Source organism: Actinomycetota bacterium, assembly GCA_019347575.1.
In the GTDB taxonomy this organism is placed as follows: Bacteria; Actinomycetota; Nitriliruptoria; order Nitriliruptorales; family Nitriliruptoraceae; genus JAHWKY01.
The window spans coordinates 21,247-41,806 of sequence record JAHWKY010000025.1 but is presented as its reverse complement, the minus strand read 5'-3'; the positions used below and the strand labels follow the sequence as shown (position 1 = coordinate 41,806).

Genomic DNA, 20,560 nt, shown 5'->3' with positions numbered 1-20,560 from the left:
CTCAGGAGATCCGGTCCCATGACGATGATCCCACCCCCGCCAGCGTCCTCCGCCGGCAAGGTCCTCACGGCCTTCGTCGCCGGTGCCATGCTCGGCGCGTTCTCCATGGTCGAGTTCGCACCGCGTGGCGTCGCGAGCGCGGCCGGTAGCGGTCCCGGCGCGACCGTCACCGGCGAGCTCCCCGGCGACGGAGAGACGTTCGAGCTGCCCTCCGACGTCGTCGAGGGCGCCATCGGGCCCGGCACCGAAGGCGGGCCGCTCGACATCGAGGCGCTCGTGGGTGGGAGTTCCACGGGCGGGACGAGCACAGGCACAGCAGGCACGGGCGGCTCGGCGGGGTCCTCCAGCACGGGCGGCACGTCGGGGACGGGTGGCGGCCCCTCGGCCACGAGTGGCGGCGACGGAGAAACAGGGGGCACCACCACCGGCGGCACGAGCGGAGGCTCGTCCACGGGTACGTCGACCGGTTCGTCAAGCAGCGGATCGACCGGCCTGGATGTCTCCTCCGGATCCTCGACGACGGGAAGCGGCAGCACGACCGGCTCGTCAGGAACAGGGGATGCGTCGTGCGGGGCCAACAACGGCGGCGCGACGGACAAGGGCGTCACCGCCACCGAGATCAAGGTCGCCGCGACCGTCGTCAACGACGGCCCGGGTGCCAGTCTGCTCAAGCCGGCGACGGTTGGAATCCAGGCGGTGCTCAACCAGGTCAACGCAGCCGGTGGGATCTGTGGTCGCCAGATCAAGTTCGAGCCGTTCAACGACAGTTGGGACGCGGCGCGCGGACAGAACGCGATCCGAAGGTTCATCGAGGAGGGGAAGTTCGCGCTCCTGGTCGTGCCGTCGTCGGAGGGACTGGCAGCCGCGATCCAGGCCGGCCTGATCTCCAAGGAGGGCATCCCGGTCGTCGGCACCACCGGACTGCGCATCGATGAGTACCGCGAACCCTGGGTGTTCCCGGTCGCCTCCGCCACGCTGTCGGTGATGCGGTCGATGGCGAAGTACGCCTACGACAAGGACGGCGCACGCTCGCTCGGCATCGTCTGGGACAGCAAGTTCAAGTTCGGGATCGAGGGGGCGACCGCGTTCAAGGACTACGTCAAGACGCTCCCCGGCGCGTCCGTCAAGGCGGACATGCCGATCAACCCCGACCAGGACACGTACAACTCGGAGGCGGCCAAGTTCAACGGCGACTGCAACAACACCTCCAGCAGCTCGGACTGCGACATGGTCGCGCTGCTCCTCGTCCCCGAGACCGCGATCAAGTGGCGCAACGCCAACTCCGGGACGTTCTCCGGCCGCGGCAAGACGACCTACGGCGCACAGACCCTGTTCACGGACGCCTTCGCCAGCCAGTGCCAGAGCTGGTGCGACAAGATGCGGGTCTGGACCGGCTACAACCCCTCAATCCCCCCGGTTAGCAACAAGGCGGGCGTCAAGAAGTACGTCGAGGACGTGCGTCGGGTGCAGCCCAGCGTCGACTTCAACAACCAGTTCGTCGAGGGCGCCTACCTGGGCACGCAGGTCTTCGTGGACGCCGTCAAAAAGTGCTCGCCCAACCTCACACGCGCGTGCCTGCGTCAGAAGCTCGATGCGATGGACTTCCAGACCGATCTCGCCAACACGCTCGTCTGGCGGCCCAACCAGCACCACGCCAACAAGTTCGCACAGGCCTTCCAGGTCGAGGCCACGGGCGGGAGCTTCAACGGGTGGAGGTACCTCGACACGGGCTGGATCCGCGACCCCAGCCTCTAGACCGCCAGGAGCGACGCTGACGATGAACGCCCAGGACCCCTCGTGATCACGTACCTCACAGCCATCGTGCTGTCGTTGCCGCTGATCGGCGTGTACGCCATCTTCGCCATCGGCATCGTGCTGATCTACCGCGCCTCCAAGGTGCTCAACCTCGCTCACGGCGTCATGGCGACGCTGCCTGCCTACGTGCTGTACACGCTGGTCGCCTTGGGGCTGCCGGCGCTCGTCGCGCTTCCATTGGCCATCGCATCCGGGGGTGCGCTGGGTTGGCTCGTCGAGCGAATTTTCGTCCGGCCCTTCCGCAAGCAGGGGGCGACGGCGCAGACGGTCGGAACCGTGGTCGTCCTCGGACTCGCGATCGCCATCATGGCCCAGGTCTGGGGCACCTCCGCACTGACCGCCGTCGGTGTCTTCCCCGACGTGTTCATCCCTGTCGGGCTCTCGGGCATCCGCGTGGGTGAGCTCGGCCTGTTCTTCAGCATGCTGGTCATCTTCGGGCTCCTGACGGCTCTGTTCAAGTACACCGACCTCGGCCTGCTTATGCGCGGCGCCGCCGAGAACCCCACCGCCGCTGCGCTCATGGGGGTCAACCCGCAACGCATGACCGCCCTGACGTGGGTCATCGGTGGGGCGCTCGCCGGCATCGCCGGCATCCTGCTCGCCGCGATCACTGTGCTTCAGCCGTACTCGCTCCCGTTGTCGGCACTGCCGGGGTTCCTCGCTGCGCTGATCGGCGGACTCGAGAGCGTGACCGGTGCGCTCGTGGGAGGGGCGGTCGTCGGGGTCGTCGTCGGGCTCGTGCCCTTCCTCCCGGTGTTCGGGACGGTCCAGGGCTCGGCCCAGCTGTTCCTCGCCGTCGTCGGTCTCATAGTCATGGCGCTGCGGGGCCAGCAGCTCGCGGGCGCCGAGCAGAGCAGCGGGTTGGGCTGATGGGTAGGCAGAGGCAACTGCAAGGGGTGCTGCTCGCCGGCCTGGTGATCCTGCCGTTCCTCCCAGGTACCAGCGACCTCCTCGGCAGCGCGGCCCAGGCGGCCACATTCACGATCGTCGCGTCGTCCCTGGTCCTGCTCACCGGGTGGGTCGGGCAGATCTCGCTCGCGCACGCCGCCTTCGTGGGGGTCGGGGCGTACGCGACCGGGTGGGCCGCGGGGCGACTGGGGCTGACGTTCCCCCTCAGCATGCCGGTCGCCGTGGTCGTGGCCGGACTGGTGGCAGGCGTGCTGGGTGTGGTTGCACTCCGCGTTCGCGGCCTGTACCTCGCGGTGGCGACGTTGATCTTCTCCTGGGCCGCGAGCGAGTTCCTGTTCAGGCAGGAATGGCTGCTGGCGAACTCCAGCGTGCCACCTCAAGCCATCGGGACCCCGGGCACGCTGCTGTCGCTCGACTTCAGCTCGCGACGCGTCTACTACTTCGTGGCGTGGGCTGTCGCCATCGCGCTCCTGTACGCCCTCATGAACCTGCGCGACTCCAAGACCGGCCGTGCGTTCTACGCGATACGCGGCTCCGAGATGGCCGCCGCGTCGCTCGGCGTCAACGTCCTGCGCTACAAGTCGCTCGCCTTCGCGCTGTCGGGTGCCATGGCCGGGATCGCCGGGAACCTCATGATCACGCACAGCCGCGTGGTCAGCCCGGATGCGTTCGACTTCACCGGGTCGCTGTTCTTCCTGGCCATCGCGGTCGTCGGCGGCCTTCTGAGCCTCGGAGGCGCGGTCGCGGCGGCCTTCGTCTTCGCGGCGCTCGAGGAGGTCTTCTTCCGGGTCACCTTCCTGAACGAGTTCCTCCAGCTCGTCTCGGCGGGACTGCTCGCGGCGGTCTTCCTCGCCTACCCGGGAGGTCTCGCCGCGCTCGCGGCGTCGATGGGCGAGCGTTGGCGTGACCTGCGGCGCCGGGGCGGACAGGCGGTGGAGAAGCTCATCGTCATCGCTGAGACGGGTGCGAAGGACCCCCCAACCGAGGAACCAGCCCCGTCGTCGGCTGAGGAAGCCTCCGGGGACACGGTGGACGAAGCCTCCACGGACACGGTGGAGATCGAGGCCGTGCCCGCCGGTCGGCTCGCCGCCGCGGTCCCTCGAGCGCGGCACCGGCTCCTCCGCGGACTGGCGCTGACCGTCGCCGTCCTGCACCGGCGCCTGGCTCGCCGGAGCCGCGACGAACGGGTACCTCCCGTGCTCGAACTCGACCGCCTCGTCACGGCTGATCATCAGCCAGCAGACCATCCGACCGCTGATGTTGCGTCCGGAGGTGGAGGGCTCGCGTCGGCAGTGAGCGAACCGAGCGGGAACGGCCACCGCCCCGCTTCCTCCCTCGCCCAGATCGAGCGAACCCACGATGGGGAGACGACCAGCAGCGTCGGCACGGTGCCCCGCGATCAGCGCGCGGCACTGATCGAGGCCGACCAGATCACCGTCCGGTTCGGTGGACTGACGGCCGTTGACAACGCGTCGCTGACGGTCCGCGAAGGGGAGATCACGGGCCTCATCGGCCCCAACGGCGCAGGCAAGACGACGCTGTTCAACGCGATTGCCGGGTACAACCAGCCCACCGAGGGGACCGTGCGGCTCTACGGCGTCGACGTGACCGGGCTGCCGGTGCACCAGCGCGCCGAGCTCGGCGTGGCCCGGACGTTCCAGCTCATCCAGCTGTTCGGACAGCTGACCGTGTTCGAGAACCTCCTTGCGGCGACGCACTTGCAGAACGCCACCGGCTTCATCCAGCACATGGCCGTGACCCCACAGGCCCTTGAGGCGGAAGCCCGAGCCCGAGCCCGAGTCCGCAGGGTCATCGAGCTACTCGACCTTGGCGATGTCGCGCAGCGTCTCGTAGCCGGCCTGCCCTTCGGCGTGCTGCGGATGGTCGAGGTGGCCAGAGCCCTCGTCAGCGGCGCCCGTGTCGTCATGCTCGATGAGCCCGCGTCGGGCCTCGACGAGCGAGAGACCGACCAGCTGATGGACGTGCTCCGCTTCGTTCGTGGCCTGGGCGCGACGCTGCTGCTGATCGAGCACGACATCCGCATGGTCACATCTGTCACGGACTACCTCTACGTACTGAACCAGGGGGCGATCATCGCGGAGGGCACCCCGGGGGAGATCCAGCGCAACCCCGATGTGATCGCCGCCTACCTCGGCGTGAGCGAGCCAGAGACGGTGGGATCCTGATGGCACTGCTCGAAGTCGCCGACATCCACGTCTCCTACGGACCCATCGTGGCCCTGCGGGGCGTCTCGCTTCACGTCGATTCGGGCGAGCGCATCGCTTTGCTTGGGACGAACGGAGCGGGCAAGACGACCACGCTCCGCGCCATCTCGGGGATGATGGCGCCGAGCCAGGGCACGATCGTCCTGGACGGCGACGACATCCAGGGCCTGCCGGCCTACGACGTCGTTCAACACGGTGTGGCCCATGGTCCTGAGGGTCGCGAGCTGTTCCCGGGCTTGACGGTCGAGGAGAACCTGCGCTTCGGCTTCTGGCCAAGACACAAGGAGCCCGAACTCTACGGCCCCCAGCTCGAGCACGTCTTCGAGCTGTTCCCCCGCCTTGAGGAGCGTCGCAAGCAGGCTGCGGCGACGATGTCGGGTGGCGAGCAGCAGATGCTGGTCGTCGCCCGTGCGCTGATGTCCAAGCCCCGGGTGCTCATGGTCGACGAGCTGTCCCTTGGTCTCGCGCCGAAGATCGTGGCGCTGCTGTTCGAGATCATCGAGCAGGTGAACAGTGAGGGCACCGCCGTGATCATCGTCGAGCAGTTCGTCGACATGGCACTCCGCCACACGGACCGGGCCTACGTGCTGGCGAAGGGGAAGGTCGTCATGGAAGGTCCCTCGAGCGAGTTGAGGGAGAGCCCCGAGCTGCTCGAGTCGTACCTGGGGGGGAGTGGCCACGAGTCACCTGATTTACACGATGTGGCCTCCGGAGGGCCCCAGAACGGGGCGGTGGAAGCGTGAGGATCGGGCACCGAGTCGTCGCCACGTTCGTTGGACTCACGGTCGTTCTCGCTGGTTGCTCCTCTGCTGACGGCCTCGACGCAGGCGCTGACGGACCCGACTTGATCGCGCTGGAGAGCCCGACGCTCTCGGATCTCCCAACGCCCGATGCCAGCATCGACGTCACCGAGCCGCCTGATGTGATGGCTAACTCGGCTCCGCCCGTCGCTCCGGACGCACCACCAGAAATGCCTGTCGTCCCGAGCAAACCGGAAACCGACCGATCGGAGCCTGGCGCGGAGCAGCCGACGCAGGACCCCAACGAACTGCCCGTCGAGGTCGTCACCGAACCGGGCTGCGTTCGCAACGGCGAGACCGTTGCCGCGACCATCACGACCGCACCGGAGGTTGGCCTTGTCATGGTGGGTGCCTACTCGGACAATGACCCACACGGTGCGCTGCACTTCGCGCAGACCGACAGCGCCGGCCGGTACGTGTGGCTCATCGTGGTACCGCCCACAGCTCCGCCGGGTGAGGCGAACCTCGGGGTGATGGCTTCCTCGAACGACGGCAAGCGGACCGGCTTCGGACACGGTCGGTTCGAGGTCGCGACAGCCGAAGGGTGTGCAGATGGCTCGTGAGGGATCACCGATGAGGCGGGCCCTGACGTTCTGTCTGGTCGCGGGACTGGCTTCGCTCGCAGCCTGTACCGCGTCCGAGGAAGCCGCTAGCCCCGCACCGTCGCCGACGGCGACGGACGACCCGACACCCGATGCCACCACGCCCACGGGCGAGGCACAGCCCGAGGGGCCGATCACGTCTCGAATGGAGCCGGTGCACCTCCAGGTCACCGTGTCCGGGGACGAGGAGTTCGAATGGGAGAGCGACGTCGAACTGCTCATCACGGGTGGTGAGCTCTCAACGGACCTCCACTTCCTGTCCATCGGCCTGGAGAACCTCGAGGCGATCGACGACAGCCGCCACTTCCGCCTGGCGTTCGACCTCGTCGGTCCCCGCAGCGAGGAGGGGACTTACGAGATCCCCGCAGGCCAGGGGATGGCTGCGGACGAGGACGAGATCGCCGGGCCCGGCGAGTTGAGCAACGCGTTCCTGATCACGGCCGAGGTTGAGGACCCGGACGCCGACTTGACCCCCGGGAACTTCCGCCAGACCCGGACCTACTCCAGAACACTCGAGCCGTGCCAGATCACGCTCGGCGCCGACGAGTCCACGGGCACGGTTCGGTGCCCCGCGCTCGAAGGTGAGGACAACTCGGTCGTATCGGTGACCTGGGAATGGGAGGTCTGAGGAGGATCACCTCGATTTCGACCATCGCCAGGATGAATCGAATCCGGAACGTGTATGCCACCTCTTGGAGCACGATGACGCCGTCGTCGTATCGAGGGACCGAGAGATCCTGGCGTCACGGAGTCCCCACTTCAGCGGCCGCGGTAGGCGCTGAGGGATCGCGGAGCACTTTGGCCGGGCGAGTCGGTGTCGCGGTGGGTGCTGTAGTTGTCCAACAGCACCGGTTCGTGCATGCCATCGTCGAGACGCGCCCGTAGCCATCGCCGTGAACGGTGTTACGACTGAACGGGACTCCGCAACGGTCCCAGGGTCTCGTTGGCCGGAAAAGCGGCGCGACCCTCGTCTGCCTCCTCACGCGGAGTTCCGCGACGGAAAGAACCCACCGTAACCGCAGACCTCGGCCATCCGTACTAATAGGTGAGGAGGAGAGGCCGATGGGGATGCGCTTCGAGGAACTCGATGACAGAACCCGTGAGTGCATGATCGCGGAGTTCGATACTGAGCAGGCGACCGCCCTACCGTTCGTCGGGGCCGACCTGTCACCGACGGGTCGAGCTTCCTTCGCCGAGCTCGTTCGCGTGGCGCTGGAATCCGAAGATGATGACACGCTCACAGCCGCGTTCGATCACGCCGAACTGTGGCAGACCCACCAAGCGTTCCGTCGCAAGAGTGGCTCCATGGGCGAGCGGGCAGTCAACGTCAGCCAGCGTGCTCGTCTTCTCGGGCTGAACGAGTTCAACACCTGGTACGTCCGGGGATTGTCGGCTCGACTGCTCGATGAGGGCAGCGAACGCTGCCAGATCTACCGCGCTGCGGAACCACTCTGGGAGCCGGCACGCGAATGCGTGGCGTTGGAGGGCAAGGTGGTCTCGGTGCGTAGCGTCTACGACGGGCATCGGGCCAAGTACTGGCCAGCGCCTGGCGACCCGACAGCGTTCTCGCTGCCGAACGTCCCGAACTGTCACCACACGATCCGCCGCGTCTGACGTGACGACCCACGGATGAATCTCGTCTCGTTCGAGGTGACAGGCTTCCGCTGCCTCGCGGCGACGGGCGTCATACCCCTCGGACGGCCGACCGTGCTCACGGGCGCGAACGCCGGAGGGAAGACGGCGTGCCTTGATGCCCTGGGGTACCTGTTAGGTGATCACCGATTGAGCGACGACGACCTGACGAGGACTCCGTCCACGAGCGCCGAAGGGGCGATCACCCTGGAGGTCGCAACCCAGACTGCCGTAATCGGCACGTTCGACCTCACGGAGGAGGACCGGGAGCTGCTCGCTGTGGACGATGGACGCATTGACGTACGCAGGGTGCGGCGAGACGGGGAGCACGACACCTACGAGATGTTCGCGACCGTTCCGCAGGAGCCACTGCTTCGGGGCCTGGGATCCTTGAACAGGACCGAGCTGCGCCAGCGGGCCCAGGAACTCGGTGTCGAACCATCGGGCGACGCACGTAGGCCGGAGGCGTGGCGTGAACCTCTCCGCACGCTCGCCGCCGCGGGTGGGACCACTCAGGCGTGGGTACCGGCCCCAGCAGCGCTGACATCGAGGCTGCCCCGACTCCTGAGGTTCTCGTCGACACGTGAGCCGGAACTACGGAGTGAAATCCACCAGGCACTCCGTGGAGCGTTCGAACAACTTCTGGACGAGGACTCCATCGTGGGTCAGGTGAGGGAGGCTGAGCGGCAACTCCAGCAACGCCTTCAGGACGCCGCCGATGACCTCTGCGCTCACGTCCTCCGTCGCTGCCCTGAGCTCGTCGACATCCATGTGTCGCCGTCCGTATCGTTCCGTGAAGGCTTCCAGCAGGTTGCGGTGCACGTGGGAACGCAAGCTGGGATCGACGTGCCGCTCGAGTACTCAGGCGCGGGGCGTCGTCGTCGCATGACCCTGGCTGTGTGGGAATGGACCAGAGACCTATTGGCCGACCCGGGCGAGAGAGCCGTGGTTATCGCGTACGACGAACCTGACACCCACCTGGATTACGCCAACCAGCGCGACCTCGTAGAGCTCATCCGTGACCAGTCGACCCGCGACAGCGTCCGTGTTCTCGTGGCGACCCACTCACTGAACCTCATCGACAAGGTCGACATCGCTGACGTTGTGCACCTGCAGCTCGTCGATGGCCACACCCGTGTGAGCCGCCTACTCAGCGACGAACATCAGGAGGTCAACCGCCATCTCGCCGCCATCTCAGCGGCCATGGGGCTCCGCAACAGCGTGCTACTGCACGAGCGCGTCTTCGTGGCCGTGGAAGGGTCAACCGAGGCACAGGCCCTCCCGATCCTCTTCCGCTTGGTCGTCGGCATGAGCCTTCAGTCGAGCGGCATCGCTCTCATAGCCGGAAACAACAACCGCGGGGCGTTGGACGTTGCCCGGTGGCTGGCCAGCCACAACCGCGAGGTGCAGTTCATCATCGACCGCGACTCGACGCAGGACCGTTCTACCAGGAGCCTGTTCACTCCCGAGAAGCTCCGCGCCGTCGGCATCAGGCCCGACCAGATGCACCTGCTCGGGGATCCCGGCGAGATCGAGGACCTGTTCACCGACGACCTATGGGCCCGCACGGCCAACGAGGCCTGGCCACGACGCGACGGCGAAGACTGGAAACCGACGGACATCGGCGAGCTGAGAGGGGAGGGGAAGTTCAGCAACAAGTTGCTCGCCCTAGCACGTGAGCAGTCGGAACAAGGACCGTCGACCAAGACCGAGTGCCTCGTAGAACTCGCAACGCGACTCACTGATCCCGATGAGGTACCCGAGCAGCTCCGCGAATGCTTCCGGCAATTGGTCGAGCTGGCGGCGGGCGATTACTCGGTTGACCATGCGCCTGGATGACGAGGGCGGCGACACGCCGTCCATGACGCGACATCTTCACCGGGGGCGTCTCGATCCTGACATGCCCTCCCGTCACCTGAGGTTGACCGCCCCGATGGCGATGAACCTCGACACGCCGGTAGCGCAGGACTGCCCGGGTGCGGACGTCCGTTAGGGCGACCGTCGCCGAGCCCCCGGTCGACCCGCGAACCCCCTGCCGGTGAACTCCAGGGTGCTTCCGGCATGGTTGATGTAGAAGGCCACGTGGTGGCCGGCGACGGTCGCCGCACCGCCGGACTGGATCGTGCACCCGATGGTGACCATCCCCGTCAGCGAGTGACCGGCGGCGGACACCGTCCCGAGCGTGGACACGAACCCGAACGTGGCCGTCGTGGTCCCCGAGAAGCTGACCGTCTGGCTCGACCTGAGCTCGAGCTCCTCGCCGGACTGCGCGGCGCCGGCGTAGGCCGGGCCGGCGAGGAGCATCTGGCCCATCGCGGTCACGAGCGCCAGTGCGGTTGCGGTCTTCCTGCAGCTGACTGGTCGTCACCGACACGCTCGGCTACACGCTGGTCGACGTCGACGGCGCGACCCACACCGAGCTTGGCGCGAAGGATGGCAGGGATCTGGTTCGGCGCGCCCCGTGCGATCCGGGCAGGTACCTCCTCCCGCGCAACCAGGTGCGGCGCGATCGCGAAGTACCCGACGACGGAACCAGCTCCCTCGTCGACGAGGACGAACATCCCCGTGCCCCGACCCCGCGCTTGGAGGGCGTGACACTCGAGCCATCCGCTGAGCGTGGTGTTCCCGCACTCGAAGGAATCGAGTTCATGCTCGTCGTGGAGCGCCTCGACCTGGTCCATCACACGATGCGCTGCTGCTGACGCGATGACCGTCGTCATTCGCGCCCTGATCACGTGCTCGGCTCTCTCGGTCGCCGCTGCGACGATGGAGGACGAGCGGGCCTGGCCCTCGAGGGCCGTGGCCTGGTCGATCCGCTGTCGTTGTCCCGGCGACAGGCGAGCCTCGACTCGTTCGGTCTCGGCTGTCCCCATCTCGGACCTCTTCCCGTACGAACGCCGTACGACACCACGGTGCGACTTCGACGCATGCGTGCGCGCCTCCGCCCGCGGACACGTCGATGTGCCATTCGCCGTACCCGATGGGGCCGCGAGGGTGTCGATGCGGAGTTCAGGCCGCGAGGTCGCCTCGACGTCGGCGGACGAGGCGACCTCGCGCCGACCACGCGGCAGTGGCGGCGCCGGGCTGATCCTGATCGGATCCGGGCGCCGTCGACAACCCGACCAGCCGCACCCTCCAGGCCTCGGGTCGGGCGACGAACCGAGGCGAGTAGGGGACTGCTTCAACGTCGAGGAGGTGGGCGTTCACCTGCTCACCGGGTGAGCGTTCACCCGTCTGCCGGGGGAAAGTTCCAACTCGGACGTAACCGGCCGGGTCGCTCAGCCGTACCTACAGACAGGGTGGGTCGCGCGCCGCGCCTGTCACGAGCGGGTGGGGACCCCCGCCCCGACGCTGCCGCGCACGCTGCCGAGCACAGGAGCACCGCTCGCGATGATCCTCTCGAGGGGCGTGGTCGACCTCATCCACCTCGTGGAGCTCAACGACACCGACTGGTGGGGGCGGGCGTGCCGGCACCTCGCCCTGGGCGCGCTGTGGCTGGCGGGGTCGCCACTGACACCGGTCGAGGTCAGCGACACCGCTCGGGGACCTCGGCGTCGACCTCGACGCGCTGCGGTGCGAGGCGATCCTGCGCGACCTGGCGCCCGAGCAGGTCGCCGTGTCGGGTGGCAGTTACGCCCTGACCGAAACCGGCCGGATCCACGTCGAGGAGCAGGTTGACAGCAGCAGGCTCATCGATGCCAGGGCACAGGGACGGTTCGAGCAGAGCCTCCGCCGGCACTGCTCGAGGGGCATCGACCTCGCGGGCGCCTGGTCGGCGTTCAACGAGACCCCTGCTGCTGCCCCTGGTCGGCCGGCTCGGCGCCCGCACGTACGAGATGCTGCGCGGCGACGTGCTCCGGTTCGACCCGGCGACGTACGTCGATCCGTTCGTCGAGCGCTACGGCGAGGTGGACCGGGTGGAGCTGCTGGCCGCCATCGCCGAGTTCCTCGATCCCACGAGCCGGGCCGTCCGTGACTACCTGCTGCGCCACATGACGACGTCGTTCGTGCTGCGCGCTGCCGGACTCGACGAGGTCGTGCTGAAGGAGCTGCGAGCGACCGTGGAGGAGCCGGCGGAGTTCGTGTGCTTCCTCGACACCAACGTGCTGTTCTCGGTGCTCGGTCTGCACGTCCACCCCGCCAACTCCGCGGTCCGCCACCTGCTGGAGGTGCTCCGACCGTCACCACGACCGGGTCGCCATCCAGCTCCGCGTGCTCCCCATCACCCTCGAGGAGGCCAAGGCCGCGCTTATCAGGGCCCAGCAGACGTGCCGGGGGATCGTGCTCCGCCCCAACCTCGCCAGGGCAGCGGCCAGCGTGCGGTTCAACGGGCTCGTCGCCGGGTTCATCGAGCAGGCGCGGGCCGGCGGTGTGCGCGACCCGCAACGCTACTTCGACGAGATCATCGACAACCTCCTCGCGCTGTGCCGGAACCGTGGAGTCGAGCTGCACAGGACGCTGAGGGGGCGGTGATCCAGGTCCTGCGCGCGCTGTCGCGCTTCGAGGGCGCCGAGCACCTCAGCGAGGCCACGGTCGCACGCATGCTCGTCAACGGCGAGCTGCGGCGCAGGCTCGCACTGACCGACGACCGCGACCACGAGCGGGAGCTGGTCCGCGACGAACTCATCGCGATGCACCGTCGGGACCGGGAGCGCATCGCCGAGCGCGAGGACGAGGTCTCACGGGTCCGCTCGGATGCGGCGGAGGAGACGGATCGGCTCCGCGAGGCGGCGGTGTCTGACGCCGCGTCGCTGGCTCGGGCGGTCGCCGAGGCCGAGCGCGCCCGTGCTCGGGAGCGAGAGCTGGCGGCGCGGCTGCGGGACTCGGAGGGGCGAGCCATCGAGCGAGCGACGGCGTCGGCCCGGGTCGTGGCGCTGGAGGCAACGATCGTGGGCGCCTTCTTGGCGGCATCCGGCACCGTCGGCGTGCTCCTGGCCGTGGCGAGCGTGATCGTGTCGCAGCGGAGCCTCGACCGCGGTCACCACACGGTGGGCGCGGTGGCTTGCCTGCTGATCTCGTGGCTGTGGACCCTCGCGGGGCGTCGGCGGGTGCGGCGCGCGCCCCCGGAGGTGCGGCGCCACTACCGCTGGCTGGATCCGTGGCCGGCGCGCGTCGTGGCCGTCGCGTCCGGCACCGTCACCGCGATCGCCGCGCAGCTCGTCGCGAGCGAGCTGTTCGCGTGAGTGTGACGCGCGGTCGCGGGGCGTCGGGCTGGTGACGCTCGTCCAGGTGACGAGGCGCGACCACCGAGGCGCCGGAGCGCCGGCACCCAGCCGCATGTCAGCCGGACCGCAGTCCCAACGAAGACCGCGCGCCGCCGCCCTCGAACGAGTTATCCACAGCTTCGTGGGCATGCGGGCTGACGAGGTACGAGCGTGTTGTTACGGTCCTGTCATCACCCGTCCGGGAGGGGAAGGCCATGCGAGGTAGCGGCGAGCGGCACGAGGCGGCGACCCCCACGAGTGGTCATCTGAGTCTGATCGCGGATGGCCACGGCTACGGCTCCGGTCGCGATCGGACGCCGCCTCCGTGGCGCGTGGTCGGTGTGTGCGTGCTGGTGCTCGCTTTCGGCCTGCTCGGGCTGGCGGAGGGGGGCCCGACCGCGGCGGTGGTCGGCGTCGGCTCGATGCAGATCGCGTCGCGCATCCTCCGGAGTTGGGCGCCGAGCTGAGACGAAATGAGGAACTCGAGCCCCGGGGGTCGGCTTGGGAGCTACGGACCAACCTCCACCTGGGTGATGTCCTGGTCGTCGCTCATGCGCGAGGCTTCGCGCGGTCGCCAGTCCACGGGGCATCGGAGCAGCCTCAGCCTGTGGACGGCGCGGGCGCCGCCGACTTACCACCGCCTCGTTCCGGATATCCGGAACGGGACGGTGGCAGGTCCAGGCTCCAAGAGGTCGGCTGGCGGGGGGACGGACGTCCATCGCGCTCGGCCCGATCATGGTCGCCGCCTGGGCCAGCGCCCCGCCTCGTGAGCGCCCGCCTCGTAGCCCGCTCTCGGGGGGAGGTAGCCCGCTCGCCGGGTGAGTTGTCACCCGGATGCGGTGCTGGATCCGCGATCCGCCGTTACTCCGGGCCCCTCTCATCCGTACCAGTAGGTGAGGGCACGTCGCTCCCCGCGAGGCGCCCGCCGAGGAGGTCGATGGTGCGGCGCCCCCGTTCGATGTCCGGCACGGAGCTGATGCCGCCGCTCCTCGCGGCGGTGTCGTCGCGGGTCCAGGTCGCGGTCGACCGGCGCCGCGCCGTGGCGTACCTCGCGGATACCGCTCGGGCCCGGGCCGCCGCTCCGCGCCTGATCGCGGGGCTCGCCGCTGCCTGCCGTCAACTTGAGCGTCAACCGCCCGCTGCGACGCCGGTGGACCGCGAGCCGGTGGCCGCCCTCGTGGATGGCGCGCGGCTGGCGGCGAGCGCGTGGACCGCGACGACCGCCCCGCCGCGCCAGCGCCACGCCCACGACCTGCTCGGAGAGGCCCTACGGCGCGCCGTCGAGGCCGCCACCGAACTCGGCCGGGCCACGGGCCTCGACGGTCGGAAGGCCTGGTTCGGCGCGGTGGTCGCCTCCGAGCTGGCCTGCACCGCCGAGCGGCGCTGGCAGGCGGGCCTGCAGGCCCTGGCGGGATCGCTCGCGGAGGTGGGCCTGGAGCTGCCGGCCACGCCCCGCCACCAGCCACCGGGCGTGGCCGGCCCCGTCGTGGCCGGCCACGCCCCGTCCAACGTCCTGCCCTTCCGACGACCGACGCCCCGGCCGGCTCGGTCGCGGCGCGCGTGAGTGGCTCGTGCGACCGGTACGCCCCGAGCCCCGCCCCCCGCCGGCACCGCGAGGTGCTCGGGGCGAAGATCCGCCGTAACCGAGGAGGGTCCTCATCCGTACTAGTAGGTGAAGGGAGGTACCGGCGGATGAGAGACAGCGTGGTACGGCAGCACCTTGCGGTCGTCTCGGTACTCCTGGTCGTCCTGGCGCTCGTGGCCGCGTCGGCCGTGCTGTGGCCGGTGGCAGCCGGAGCGACGAGCGACCTCACCAGCGGGACCGATGCCCTGCCCCCCCCCGAACTCGAGGACGTGGTCGAGGACCCCGTCGGGACGGTCGAGGACGTCGTCGAGGACCCCGAGAGCCTCCTGGACGACCCCGACCCCGAGCCCGAGCCCACGGCGGAGCCGGCCGGATCGGAACCCGACACCGCTGACGAGCCGACGGACGATGGATCCCAGCGTGCCCCCGAGCGCCCGACGACGCCGGAGAGCACCGACACGGACACATCGACCGGAACGGGTGACGGCTCGACAGCGAAGGCGTCCTCGCCGGGTGAGGGGGCCAGCGCCCCGACGGCGGTGGAGCCGCGCGCCCCCGTGCGCCAGCCGCTCGTGGAGGCGATGGCGGCAGGGAAGGACGGGACGCCATCCCTGGGCGTCCCCACCGCCTTCGAGATGGGCGTGCTCAACGACGGCAGCCTGCCCCCGGAGCCGGATGACGAGTTCCTCCTCGCACCCCTGCCCGGCTACTGGATGTACGCCGAGGCCCCCGGTCCCCGGTCCACCTCCGACATCTTCGAGCTGTTCGGCCAGGCGCTGCTGCTGCCGAGCCAGATCGCGCGGCTCCTGGCTCCCTTCCCCGTGGCGGGGCCCGCGAACTACAGCGACGACTGGGGCGCCCCGCGGCACGTGCCCAGCTACCACCCCCACGCCGGCACCGACATCTTCGCCCCGTACGGAACCCCGGTCATCGCGTCGTTCGACGGCGTGATCGGCCGCATCGGTCGCGACACCGCGATCGGCGGGAACTCCCTGCGGCTGGTAACCGCCGACGGGACGTTCCTCTACTACGCCCATCTCGCCGGCTTCGCACCGGGGATCGACGAGGGCGTGGAGGTAGAGCAGAGCGACGTGCTCGGCTTCGTCGGCGACAGCGGCAACGCGGCCGGGACCCCGCCGCACCTGCACTTCGAGATCCACCCCGGAGGTGGCGGGCCGATCCCGCCGGTGCCCTACCTCGATCGCTGGCTGGCCGACGCGCGCGCTGCCGCCGGGCAGTACGCCGCCGTCTCCGTCACCCCGCTGGCACCGGTCGTCGCGCCGCCGGCCTCCTTAGAGGTAGCTGGGCCCGCAGGCCAGTCGACACCGGCCCTGCCGGCGACCCCGCAGGCACCCGTGCAGGCGGCACCGGCGCTGCCCGCCGGGACCGCCGGGGCGAGCGATGCGACCTCGCCCCTCGCGCTGCTGATCCTGCTGGGAACGGCCGCGCTCTTCACGCTCATGCTGCGCGGCTCACGCCGACCACGCCCGGCCGTTGCGGTCGGGGCGCCGGCGCCCGCGTTGCCCGACCTCGCCCTTCCGGGCCTGCCGTTCGAGCCACTACCGCTCGGCGACGAGGAGCGCGTGCCTATCCCCATCCCCGTTGGCGCGCGCTCTGTGGCGGCCCGGGAGGCGAGGTCGGGTCGTCAACGTGCCTCGTTCGAACCTCTGCCGTTGGACCTCGTCGCGCCCGTCCCCCGCGACGACGAGCGTCCCGGACGGTGAGGGCCCCGACGGCACCGGTGGGCGCAACCAGCTCGCTGGTGCCGTCGGGGCGCCACCGTCGTCACCGGCTCTGGCTCGGGGCGTTCGCGCTCGGCCTGATCGTCGCCGTGCTCGCGACGGTCGTCGTTCGCGCAGCCGCGGGCGGCGGGGGGCCGGATCGCGCGGTGGTCGGGGCGGTCACGGCGCTGTCGGGGACCGCCGAGTGCCGCGACGGCAGCGACGACGCCCGAACGGGCGGCGGCGACGCACCCGACCGTGCCGCTCCCGGCACCGATCTGCGGCGGGTCGCGCTCGAGGTGGACGGGTCCGAGCTCGTCGTGACCTTCGAGATGGACGGCGACGTGCCGGCGGCCGCGGGGCGCAACAGCCTCGGTGAGGACGACCTGATCCAGTGGGTGGTCTGGACCCTGCGGGGCGAGCAGATCCTCTACCAGCTCCGCGTCGCCCTCGACGGCGACCAGTGGGAGACCACCTTCGACGTCGGCGACCGCCGCATCCTCGTCTCCGACGAGCGCCCCGACATCGTCGGCAACCGCCTCCGGGTGGCCTACGACCTCGAGTTCCTACCCGACCTCGGCGACCGCTTCGGCTGGGTCGCCCTCTCGGTCTACGACGACCCCGGCTTCCAGGACGTCTGCCCCGACCGGGCACACTCGACCCTCGACCCCGACGTGCAGCTGCCGTTCGGGGCGTGATCGGTGGAACGGTACGGAGCGCTTCGGACATCTGGGTAGGCCGTTCTTGACCTCAGAGGTACAGGACCGCCTACATCGATGCGATCGGCGAGGTGGTGGCCCCGACCCGATCAGCCGTGCTCGCGGACGACGCGGACGGCGTCCTCGCGTCCGCGTACCCCGAGCTTGCCGTAGGCGCTGGAGAGGTGGTCCTTGACGGTGTTGACCGAGAGGCCGAGCTGGTCGGCGATCTGCGGGTTCGTGAGATCCTCGGCGGCGAGCCGCAGGACGCGGCGCTCCTGCACGGTGAGGCCGAGCGGGTCCTCGCTCGCCCGTTGCCCGCGGTGGGCCATCTGCAGCAGCCGCCCGGTCAGGCGAGGGTCGATGTACGTGCCGCCTGCGCCGACCGCGGTCACCGCCCCGCGGAGCGTCGACGGTTCGGAGTCGTGTAGGACGACGCCGCGGAGCCCGACGCCGAACGCGGCGAGCAACCCGGCGTCCGACACCAGCCGGGCGACGACGATCAGCGGCCCCGCGTCTGGCGGATCGGTGAGGTCGGCGACGTCGACGACATCGTCGACGACGGCCACGATCGCATCCACGGACGTCGCCATCGCGCCGCTGCCGATCAGCTCGGCAACGTCATGAGCCGCCGCCACGACGTCCAGCCGCGGGTCGTCCGCGAGCACGGCGGCGATGCCGGACCGTGTCAGTGGGTGGGGGTCGACGATGACGACCCGGAGCCGCCCGACCCCTCCGGCGTCGTAGCAGCCACGCGTCTCGGCGAGCCGGTGGGTCGGCCCGCTGCGTCCCCTCTCGAGGACGTCCCGGACCGGCGGCGACGGCGGGCGGTGCTGGCGAGCCCGCCGGGCTCGCTCACGGTCGTGGCTCCGTCGCCTCCGCTGCGCTCGCAGGATCGCCATCCCGTCCCTCCCAGGTCGAGTGGCGGCGATGGAACTACATGGGTGTGACTCGTTCCGAACATGGGTTCGAAGTAGCGCCCTCTCGTCCACAGCCGGACGTTCGAGGGCCGCCGCCCCGCTGCGCCCGGCACGCGCCCCACCAACGCCCCGCACCCGCGTCGCCCCGCGACGCCCCCCGCCCCGCCCCGGATCAGTTCGGGACGATGCGGACCTTCGGAGGGATCTGCTGCGGGACGCCGTCGCCGAGACGTGACAGGCGCGTGCCGACGAGGTCGCCGACCATGGCGAGCGCGGTGCGGTCCTCGACGCTGCCGAGTTCGATGACGTCCTCACCCGCGGCGAGTCGGAGCCGGTCCTTGCCAACGGCGAACGCGTCGACCTCACGCAGCGCGATCGACCGCGGCTCGTTGGCGCCCCGCGTGGGCACGAGCAGGACCCGTCGGTCGGTGGCGACGAGCAGGACCGGCCGCGAGCGCTTGCCGTCGTTCGCGCGGAGCGACCCCAGCACGGTGCCGAGCAGGGCTTCATCGGTCTGTAGGTGGCGGCGCGCTCGACGCACCGCCCGATCGACCCGTCCCAACGCGCCTCCCCTCGATAGGCGTGAACCATCACGATAGGGGAAGTCGGCCCGACTTGCGCAGTCGCCAGATGACCTCGTAGGGGAAACGTCGCCCCCAGTCGAGGTCGCCGTAGGCGGCGTAGGTCGTCTGCGCCCCTTCGGATGGCTGCGGTTCCACGAGCCGTTCCACCACCAGGTCCACGGAGCGGAACAGGTCGAACCACGCCCCGAACGTGAGGTTGAACTCCACGATGCCCTCCACGTTCGTGAGGCGGTGGAGTCCGAAGTAGGGCCGCTGGAAGGAGGTCGAGCGGGTGCCGCGATCGGCGTCGTAGGTGAGGAACTCCAGGGGGTGCGCGGTGCAGAACACCAGGGCCCCTCCCGGGACGAGCACCCGAGCCGCCTCGGGGATGGACACGTAGGGGTCGGTGAACCCCGGCGCGCCCCAGTCGCTGAGGACCAGATCGAACACCTGGTCCGCGAACGGCAGGTGCTCGGCGTCTCCGGCGACCAGTGGGTAGCCCGCCCCGAGCTGGTCGCGGATGCGCAGCCCGTGGCGGAGCTGGTTGACCGACAGGTCCAGCCCGACCGGGTGCGCACCGGCTGACGCCAGCCGCGCCGACCACTGCGCCGCCCCGCAGCCGAGCTCCAGGACGCGCAGACCCGTGACGTCCCCGAGCAGCCCGAGCTCGTCCTCGGGGACCTGCCACACGCCCCACACCATGCGATCCACCGGCAGCGACTCGGCGTGATCGTCCTGGTAGGTGTCGGCGTCGCGCTCCCACAGTCCGCGGTTGCGCTCGACGTGGTCGGCGCTCACGAACGGCTCACCACCAGCGCACCCAACGGCCGTGCCAGTCGGTCGTCAGCACCACGCTCCGGGTGGGCGGTCCCGATCCGTCGCCGACGGTCACCTCCAGCTCGGGGAGGGCGTCCGATGGTGCCCCTCGGGGCGGCTCGAGCGCGAGGTACAGCATCGGTGCCTCCGGCGTGGCCGCGCGGCAGGCGCGGTCGACGACGGCGTCGAGCTGCGCGATGGCGGCGTCGTCGAGCTGGTAGCGCACCTGACTGTGGTACAGCACCGTCACCACGCCCTCGTCGGGCGAGGCGTGCTCGCTGCTCCACTCAAGTAGGTCGCCCCGGTCGACCCGTGCGGGCACCGTGCGCGCCACCGCGACGGCCGCGTGCAGACGCTCGTGCCGCACCGTCTCGTCCGGCCAGACGAACGAGTGCAGTAGGTACAGGCCCTCGTCGGTCGTGGGGTCGATCGGTGACAGGTCGACCCCGTGGCGCTCGACGACGTCGACCGATGGCGGCGTCAGCGTCCGCGGCACATCACCCTCGCCCCGCGCCTCCAGCTCGGGTCCACCGCTGGGCCCCCACGACGGGCCGTTCGTGTAGCGGTAGTGGTAGCGGTCGAACCGCAGGTTCAAGCCGGCCGCGCAACCGACCTCGAGCAGCCGCAGGGGCAGCCCGAACCCGGCGCCACGCAGGAAGCCGGGCAGGAGGGCGGTGCAGCGTCCGACCTCGTTGGTCTGCACCCGGTGCTCGCGCACGAACGCCGCCACGCGCACCTCGTTCTCGATCAGGTAGGCCAGCGCGAGGGCAGCCGGGGCGCCCTCCTCGGGAGGCAGCGCCTGATCCTCCCGTGCCGTGGGGAACCACGCGGCGTGGGGGAGGGAGGGGTCGACCACGGCCGCGTGGTTGAGCGCAGCCAGCAGCAGCAGTCGTGCCTCGTGCGGGGTCGTGCCAGCCGCGTCGAGCAGGCGGGGGATGACGCCGCCGTCGAAGCCACGCTCCGCCGCTCCGGCCAGACCGGCCAGCAACCGCTCGTACAGCGGCGAGCGGCCCTTGACTGAGGGGATCTGCTCGCGGAGCACGTCAGCGGCAGCGGGTCCGTCCAGGGCA

The 20,560-nt window shown here is 70.0% G+C and carries 23 protein-coding genes; 14 read left to right on the top strand and 9 right to left on the bottom strand.

From position 1 onward, the window contains the following. Positions 1-18 precede the first annotated feature (18 nt). The 7 genes from KY469_15925 to KY469_15895 all read left to right on the top strand — a co-directional run bounded on the left by KY469_15925 (position 19) and on the right by KY469_15895 (position 7,965). A complete protein-coding gene (locus KY469_15925) occupies positions 19-1,755 on the top strand; it encodes an ABC transporter substrate-binding protein (GenBank protein ID MBW3664589.1) in 1,737 nt (578 codons plus the stop codon). A gap of 42 nt (positions 1,756-1,797) precedes the next feature. Beyond that, on the top strand, positions 1,798-2,685 hold the full coding sequence (locus tag KY469_15920; protein ID MBW3664588.1) for a branched-chain amino acid ABC transporter permease: 888 nt from the start codon (positions 1,798-1,800) through the stop codon (positions 2,683-2,685). Then, positions 2,685-4,910 carry a branched-chain amino acid ABC transporter ATP-binding protein/permease gene (locus tag KY469_15915; protein ID MBW3664587.1) on the top strand — a complete coding sequence of 742 codons (2,226 nt, stop codon included), beginning with the start codon at positions 2,685-2,687 and terminating at the stop codon, positions 4,908-4,910. Before KY469_15920 ends, KY469_15915 begins: the two co-directional genes overlap by 1 nt. Further along, a complete protein-coding gene (locus KY469_15910; protein MBW3664586.1) occupies positions 4,910-5,692 on the top strand; it encodes an ABC transporter ATP-binding protein in 783 nt (260 codons plus the stop codon). The genes KY469_15915 and KY469_15910 overlap by 1 nt, the downstream gene beginning before the upstream one ends. Positions 5,693-5,793: 101 nt before the next feature. After that, positions 5,794-6,312, top strand: a complete 519-nt coding sequence (locus KY469_15905) for a hypothetical protein (GenBank protein MBW3664585.1) — start codon at positions 5,794-5,796, stop codon at positions 6,310-6,312. A gap of 10 nt (positions 6,313-6,322) precedes the next feature. Continuing rightward, the gene (locus tag KY469_15900) at positions 6,323-6,979 is read left to right on the top strand and encodes a hypothetical protein (GenBank protein MBW3664584.1); all 657 of its coding nucleotides are present in this window, start codon (positions 6,323-6,325) and stop codon (positions 6,977-6,979) included. A gap of 434 nt (positions 6,980-7,413) precedes the next feature. After that, positions 7,414-7,965, top strand: coding sequence for a hypothetical protein (locus KY469_15895; protein MBW3664583.1), 552 nt, complete (start codon positions 7,414-7,416; stop codon positions 7,963-7,965). Positions 7,966-8,577: 612 nt separating this feature from the next. Here the strand turns inward: KY469_15895 and KY469_15890 are convergent. After that, positions 8,578-8,754: a hypothetical protein gene (locus KY469_15890; GenBank protein MBW3664582.1), complete on the bottom strand. Its 177-nt coding sequence runs from the start codon at positions 8,752-8,754 to the stop codon at positions 8,578-8,580. A 51-nt stretch (positions 8,755-8,805) separates the two neighbouring features. Here KY469_15890 and KY469_15885 point away from each other — a divergent pair, with 51 nt between their 5' ends. Next, positions 8,806-9,822, top strand: a complete 1,017-nt coding sequence (locus KY469_15885) for an AAA family ATPase (protein ID MBW3664581.1) — start codon at positions 8,806-8,808, stop codon at positions 9,820-9,822. A gap of 150 nt (positions 9,823-9,972) precedes the next feature. Here the strand turns inward: KY469_15885 and KY469_15880 are convergent, their stop codons facing one another. The 4 genes from KY469_15880 to KY469_15865 all read right to left on the bottom strand — a co-directional run bounded on the left by KY469_15880 (position 9,973) and on the right by KY469_15865 (position 12,119). Beyond that, positions 9,973-10,296, bottom strand: a complete 324-nt coding sequence (locus KY469_15880) for a hypothetical protein (protein MBW3664580.1) — start codon at positions 10,294-10,296, stop codon at positions 9,973-9,975. A 5-nt stretch (positions 10,297-10,301) separates the two neighbouring features. Further along, complete coding sequence (locus KY469_15875; GenBank protein ID MBW3664579.1) at positions 10,302-10,856, bottom strand: DUF1778 domain-containing protein; 555 nt, start codon at positions 10,854-10,856, stop codon at positions 10,302-10,304. Positions 10,857-11,509: 653 nt separating this feature from the next. Continuing rightward, positions 11,510-11,722 carry a hypothetical protein gene (locus KY469_15870; GenBank protein MBW3664578.1) on the bottom strand — a complete coding sequence of 71 codons (213 nt, stop codon included), beginning with the start codon at positions 11,720-11,722 and terminating at the stop codon, positions 11,510-11,512. 40 nt (positions 11,723-11,762) lie between these two features. Beyond that, a complete protein-coding gene (locus KY469_15865; protein MBW3664577.1) occupies positions 11,763-12,119 on the bottom strand; it encodes a hypothetical protein in 357 nt (118 codons plus the stop codon). Between the two features lie 76 nt (positions 12,120-12,195). Between KY469_15865 and KY469_15860 the strand changes: the two genes are divergently transcribed. The 6 genes from KY469_15860 (at position 12,196) to KY469_15835 (ending at position 17,191) form a co-directional block, all read left to right on the top strand. Then, positions 12,196-12,456: a hypothetical protein gene (locus KY469_15860; GenBank protein MBW3664576.1), complete on the top strand. Its 261-nt coding sequence runs from the start codon at positions 12,196-12,198 to the stop codon at positions 12,454-12,456. Beyond that, positions 12,453-13,166: a hypothetical protein gene (locus KY469_15855; protein MBW3664575.1), complete on the top strand. Its 714-nt coding sequence runs from the start codon at positions 12,453-12,455 to the stop codon at positions 13,164-13,166. The genes KY469_15860 and KY469_15855 overlap by 4 nt, the downstream gene beginning before the upstream one ends. A 236-nt stretch (positions 13,167-13,402) precedes the next feature. Next, entirely contained in the window at positions 13,403-13,654 is a 252-nt protein-coding gene (locus tag KY469_15850) for a hypothetical protein (GenBank protein MBW3664574.1), read from the top strand. Between the two features lie 473 nt (positions 13,655-14,127). Continuing rightward, on the top strand, positions 14,128-14,751 hold the full coding sequence (locus KY469_15845; GenBank protein MBW3664573.1) for a hypothetical protein: 624 nt from the start codon (positions 14,128-14,130) through the stop codon (positions 14,749-14,751). Positions 14,752-14,879: 128 nt separating this feature from the next. Continuing rightward, positions 14,880-16,496: a M23 family metallopeptidase gene (locus tag KY469_15840; GenBank protein ID MBW3664572.1), complete on the top strand. Its 1,617-nt coding sequence runs from the start codon at positions 14,880-14,882 to the stop codon at positions 16,494-16,496. 17 nt (positions 16,497-16,513) lie between these two features. Further along, positions 16,514-17,191 carry a hypothetical protein gene (locus KY469_15835; GenBank protein MBW3664571.1) on the top strand — a complete coding sequence of 226 codons (678 nt, stop codon included), beginning with the start codon at positions 16,514-16,516 and terminating at the stop codon, positions 17,189-17,191. Positions 17,192-17,301: 110 nt separating this feature from the next. On the opposite strand, the gene KY469_15830 is transcribed toward KY469_15835, so the two are convergent. The 4 genes from KY469_15830 to KY469_15815 form a co-directional block, all read right to left on the bottom strand. Then, entirely contained in the window at positions 17,302-18,093 is a 792-nt protein-coding gene (locus tag KY469_15830; GenBank protein MBW3664570.1) for a response regulator transcription factor, read from the bottom strand. Positions 18,094-18,283: 190 nt separating this feature from the next. Continuing rightward, complete coding sequence (locus KY469_15825; protein ID MBW3664569.1) at positions 18,284-18,673, bottom strand: hypothetical protein; 390 nt, start codon at positions 18,671-18,673, stop codon at positions 18,284-18,286. A 28-nt stretch (positions 18,674-18,701) separates the two neighbouring features. Next, on the bottom strand, positions 18,702-19,472 hold the full coding sequence (locus KY469_15820; GenBank protein MBW3664568.1) for a methyltransferase domain-containing protein: 771 nt from the start codon (positions 19,470-19,472) through the stop codon (positions 18,702-18,704). Positions 19,473-19,479: 7 nt separating this feature from the next. Further along, on the bottom strand, positions 19,480-20,532 hold the full coding sequence (locus KY469_15815) for a DUF2332 domain-containing protein (GenBank protein ID MBW3664567.1): 1,053 nt from the start codon (positions 20,530-20,532) through the stop codon (positions 19,480-19,482). Between the last annotated feature and the right edge of the window lie 28 nt (positions 20,533-20,560).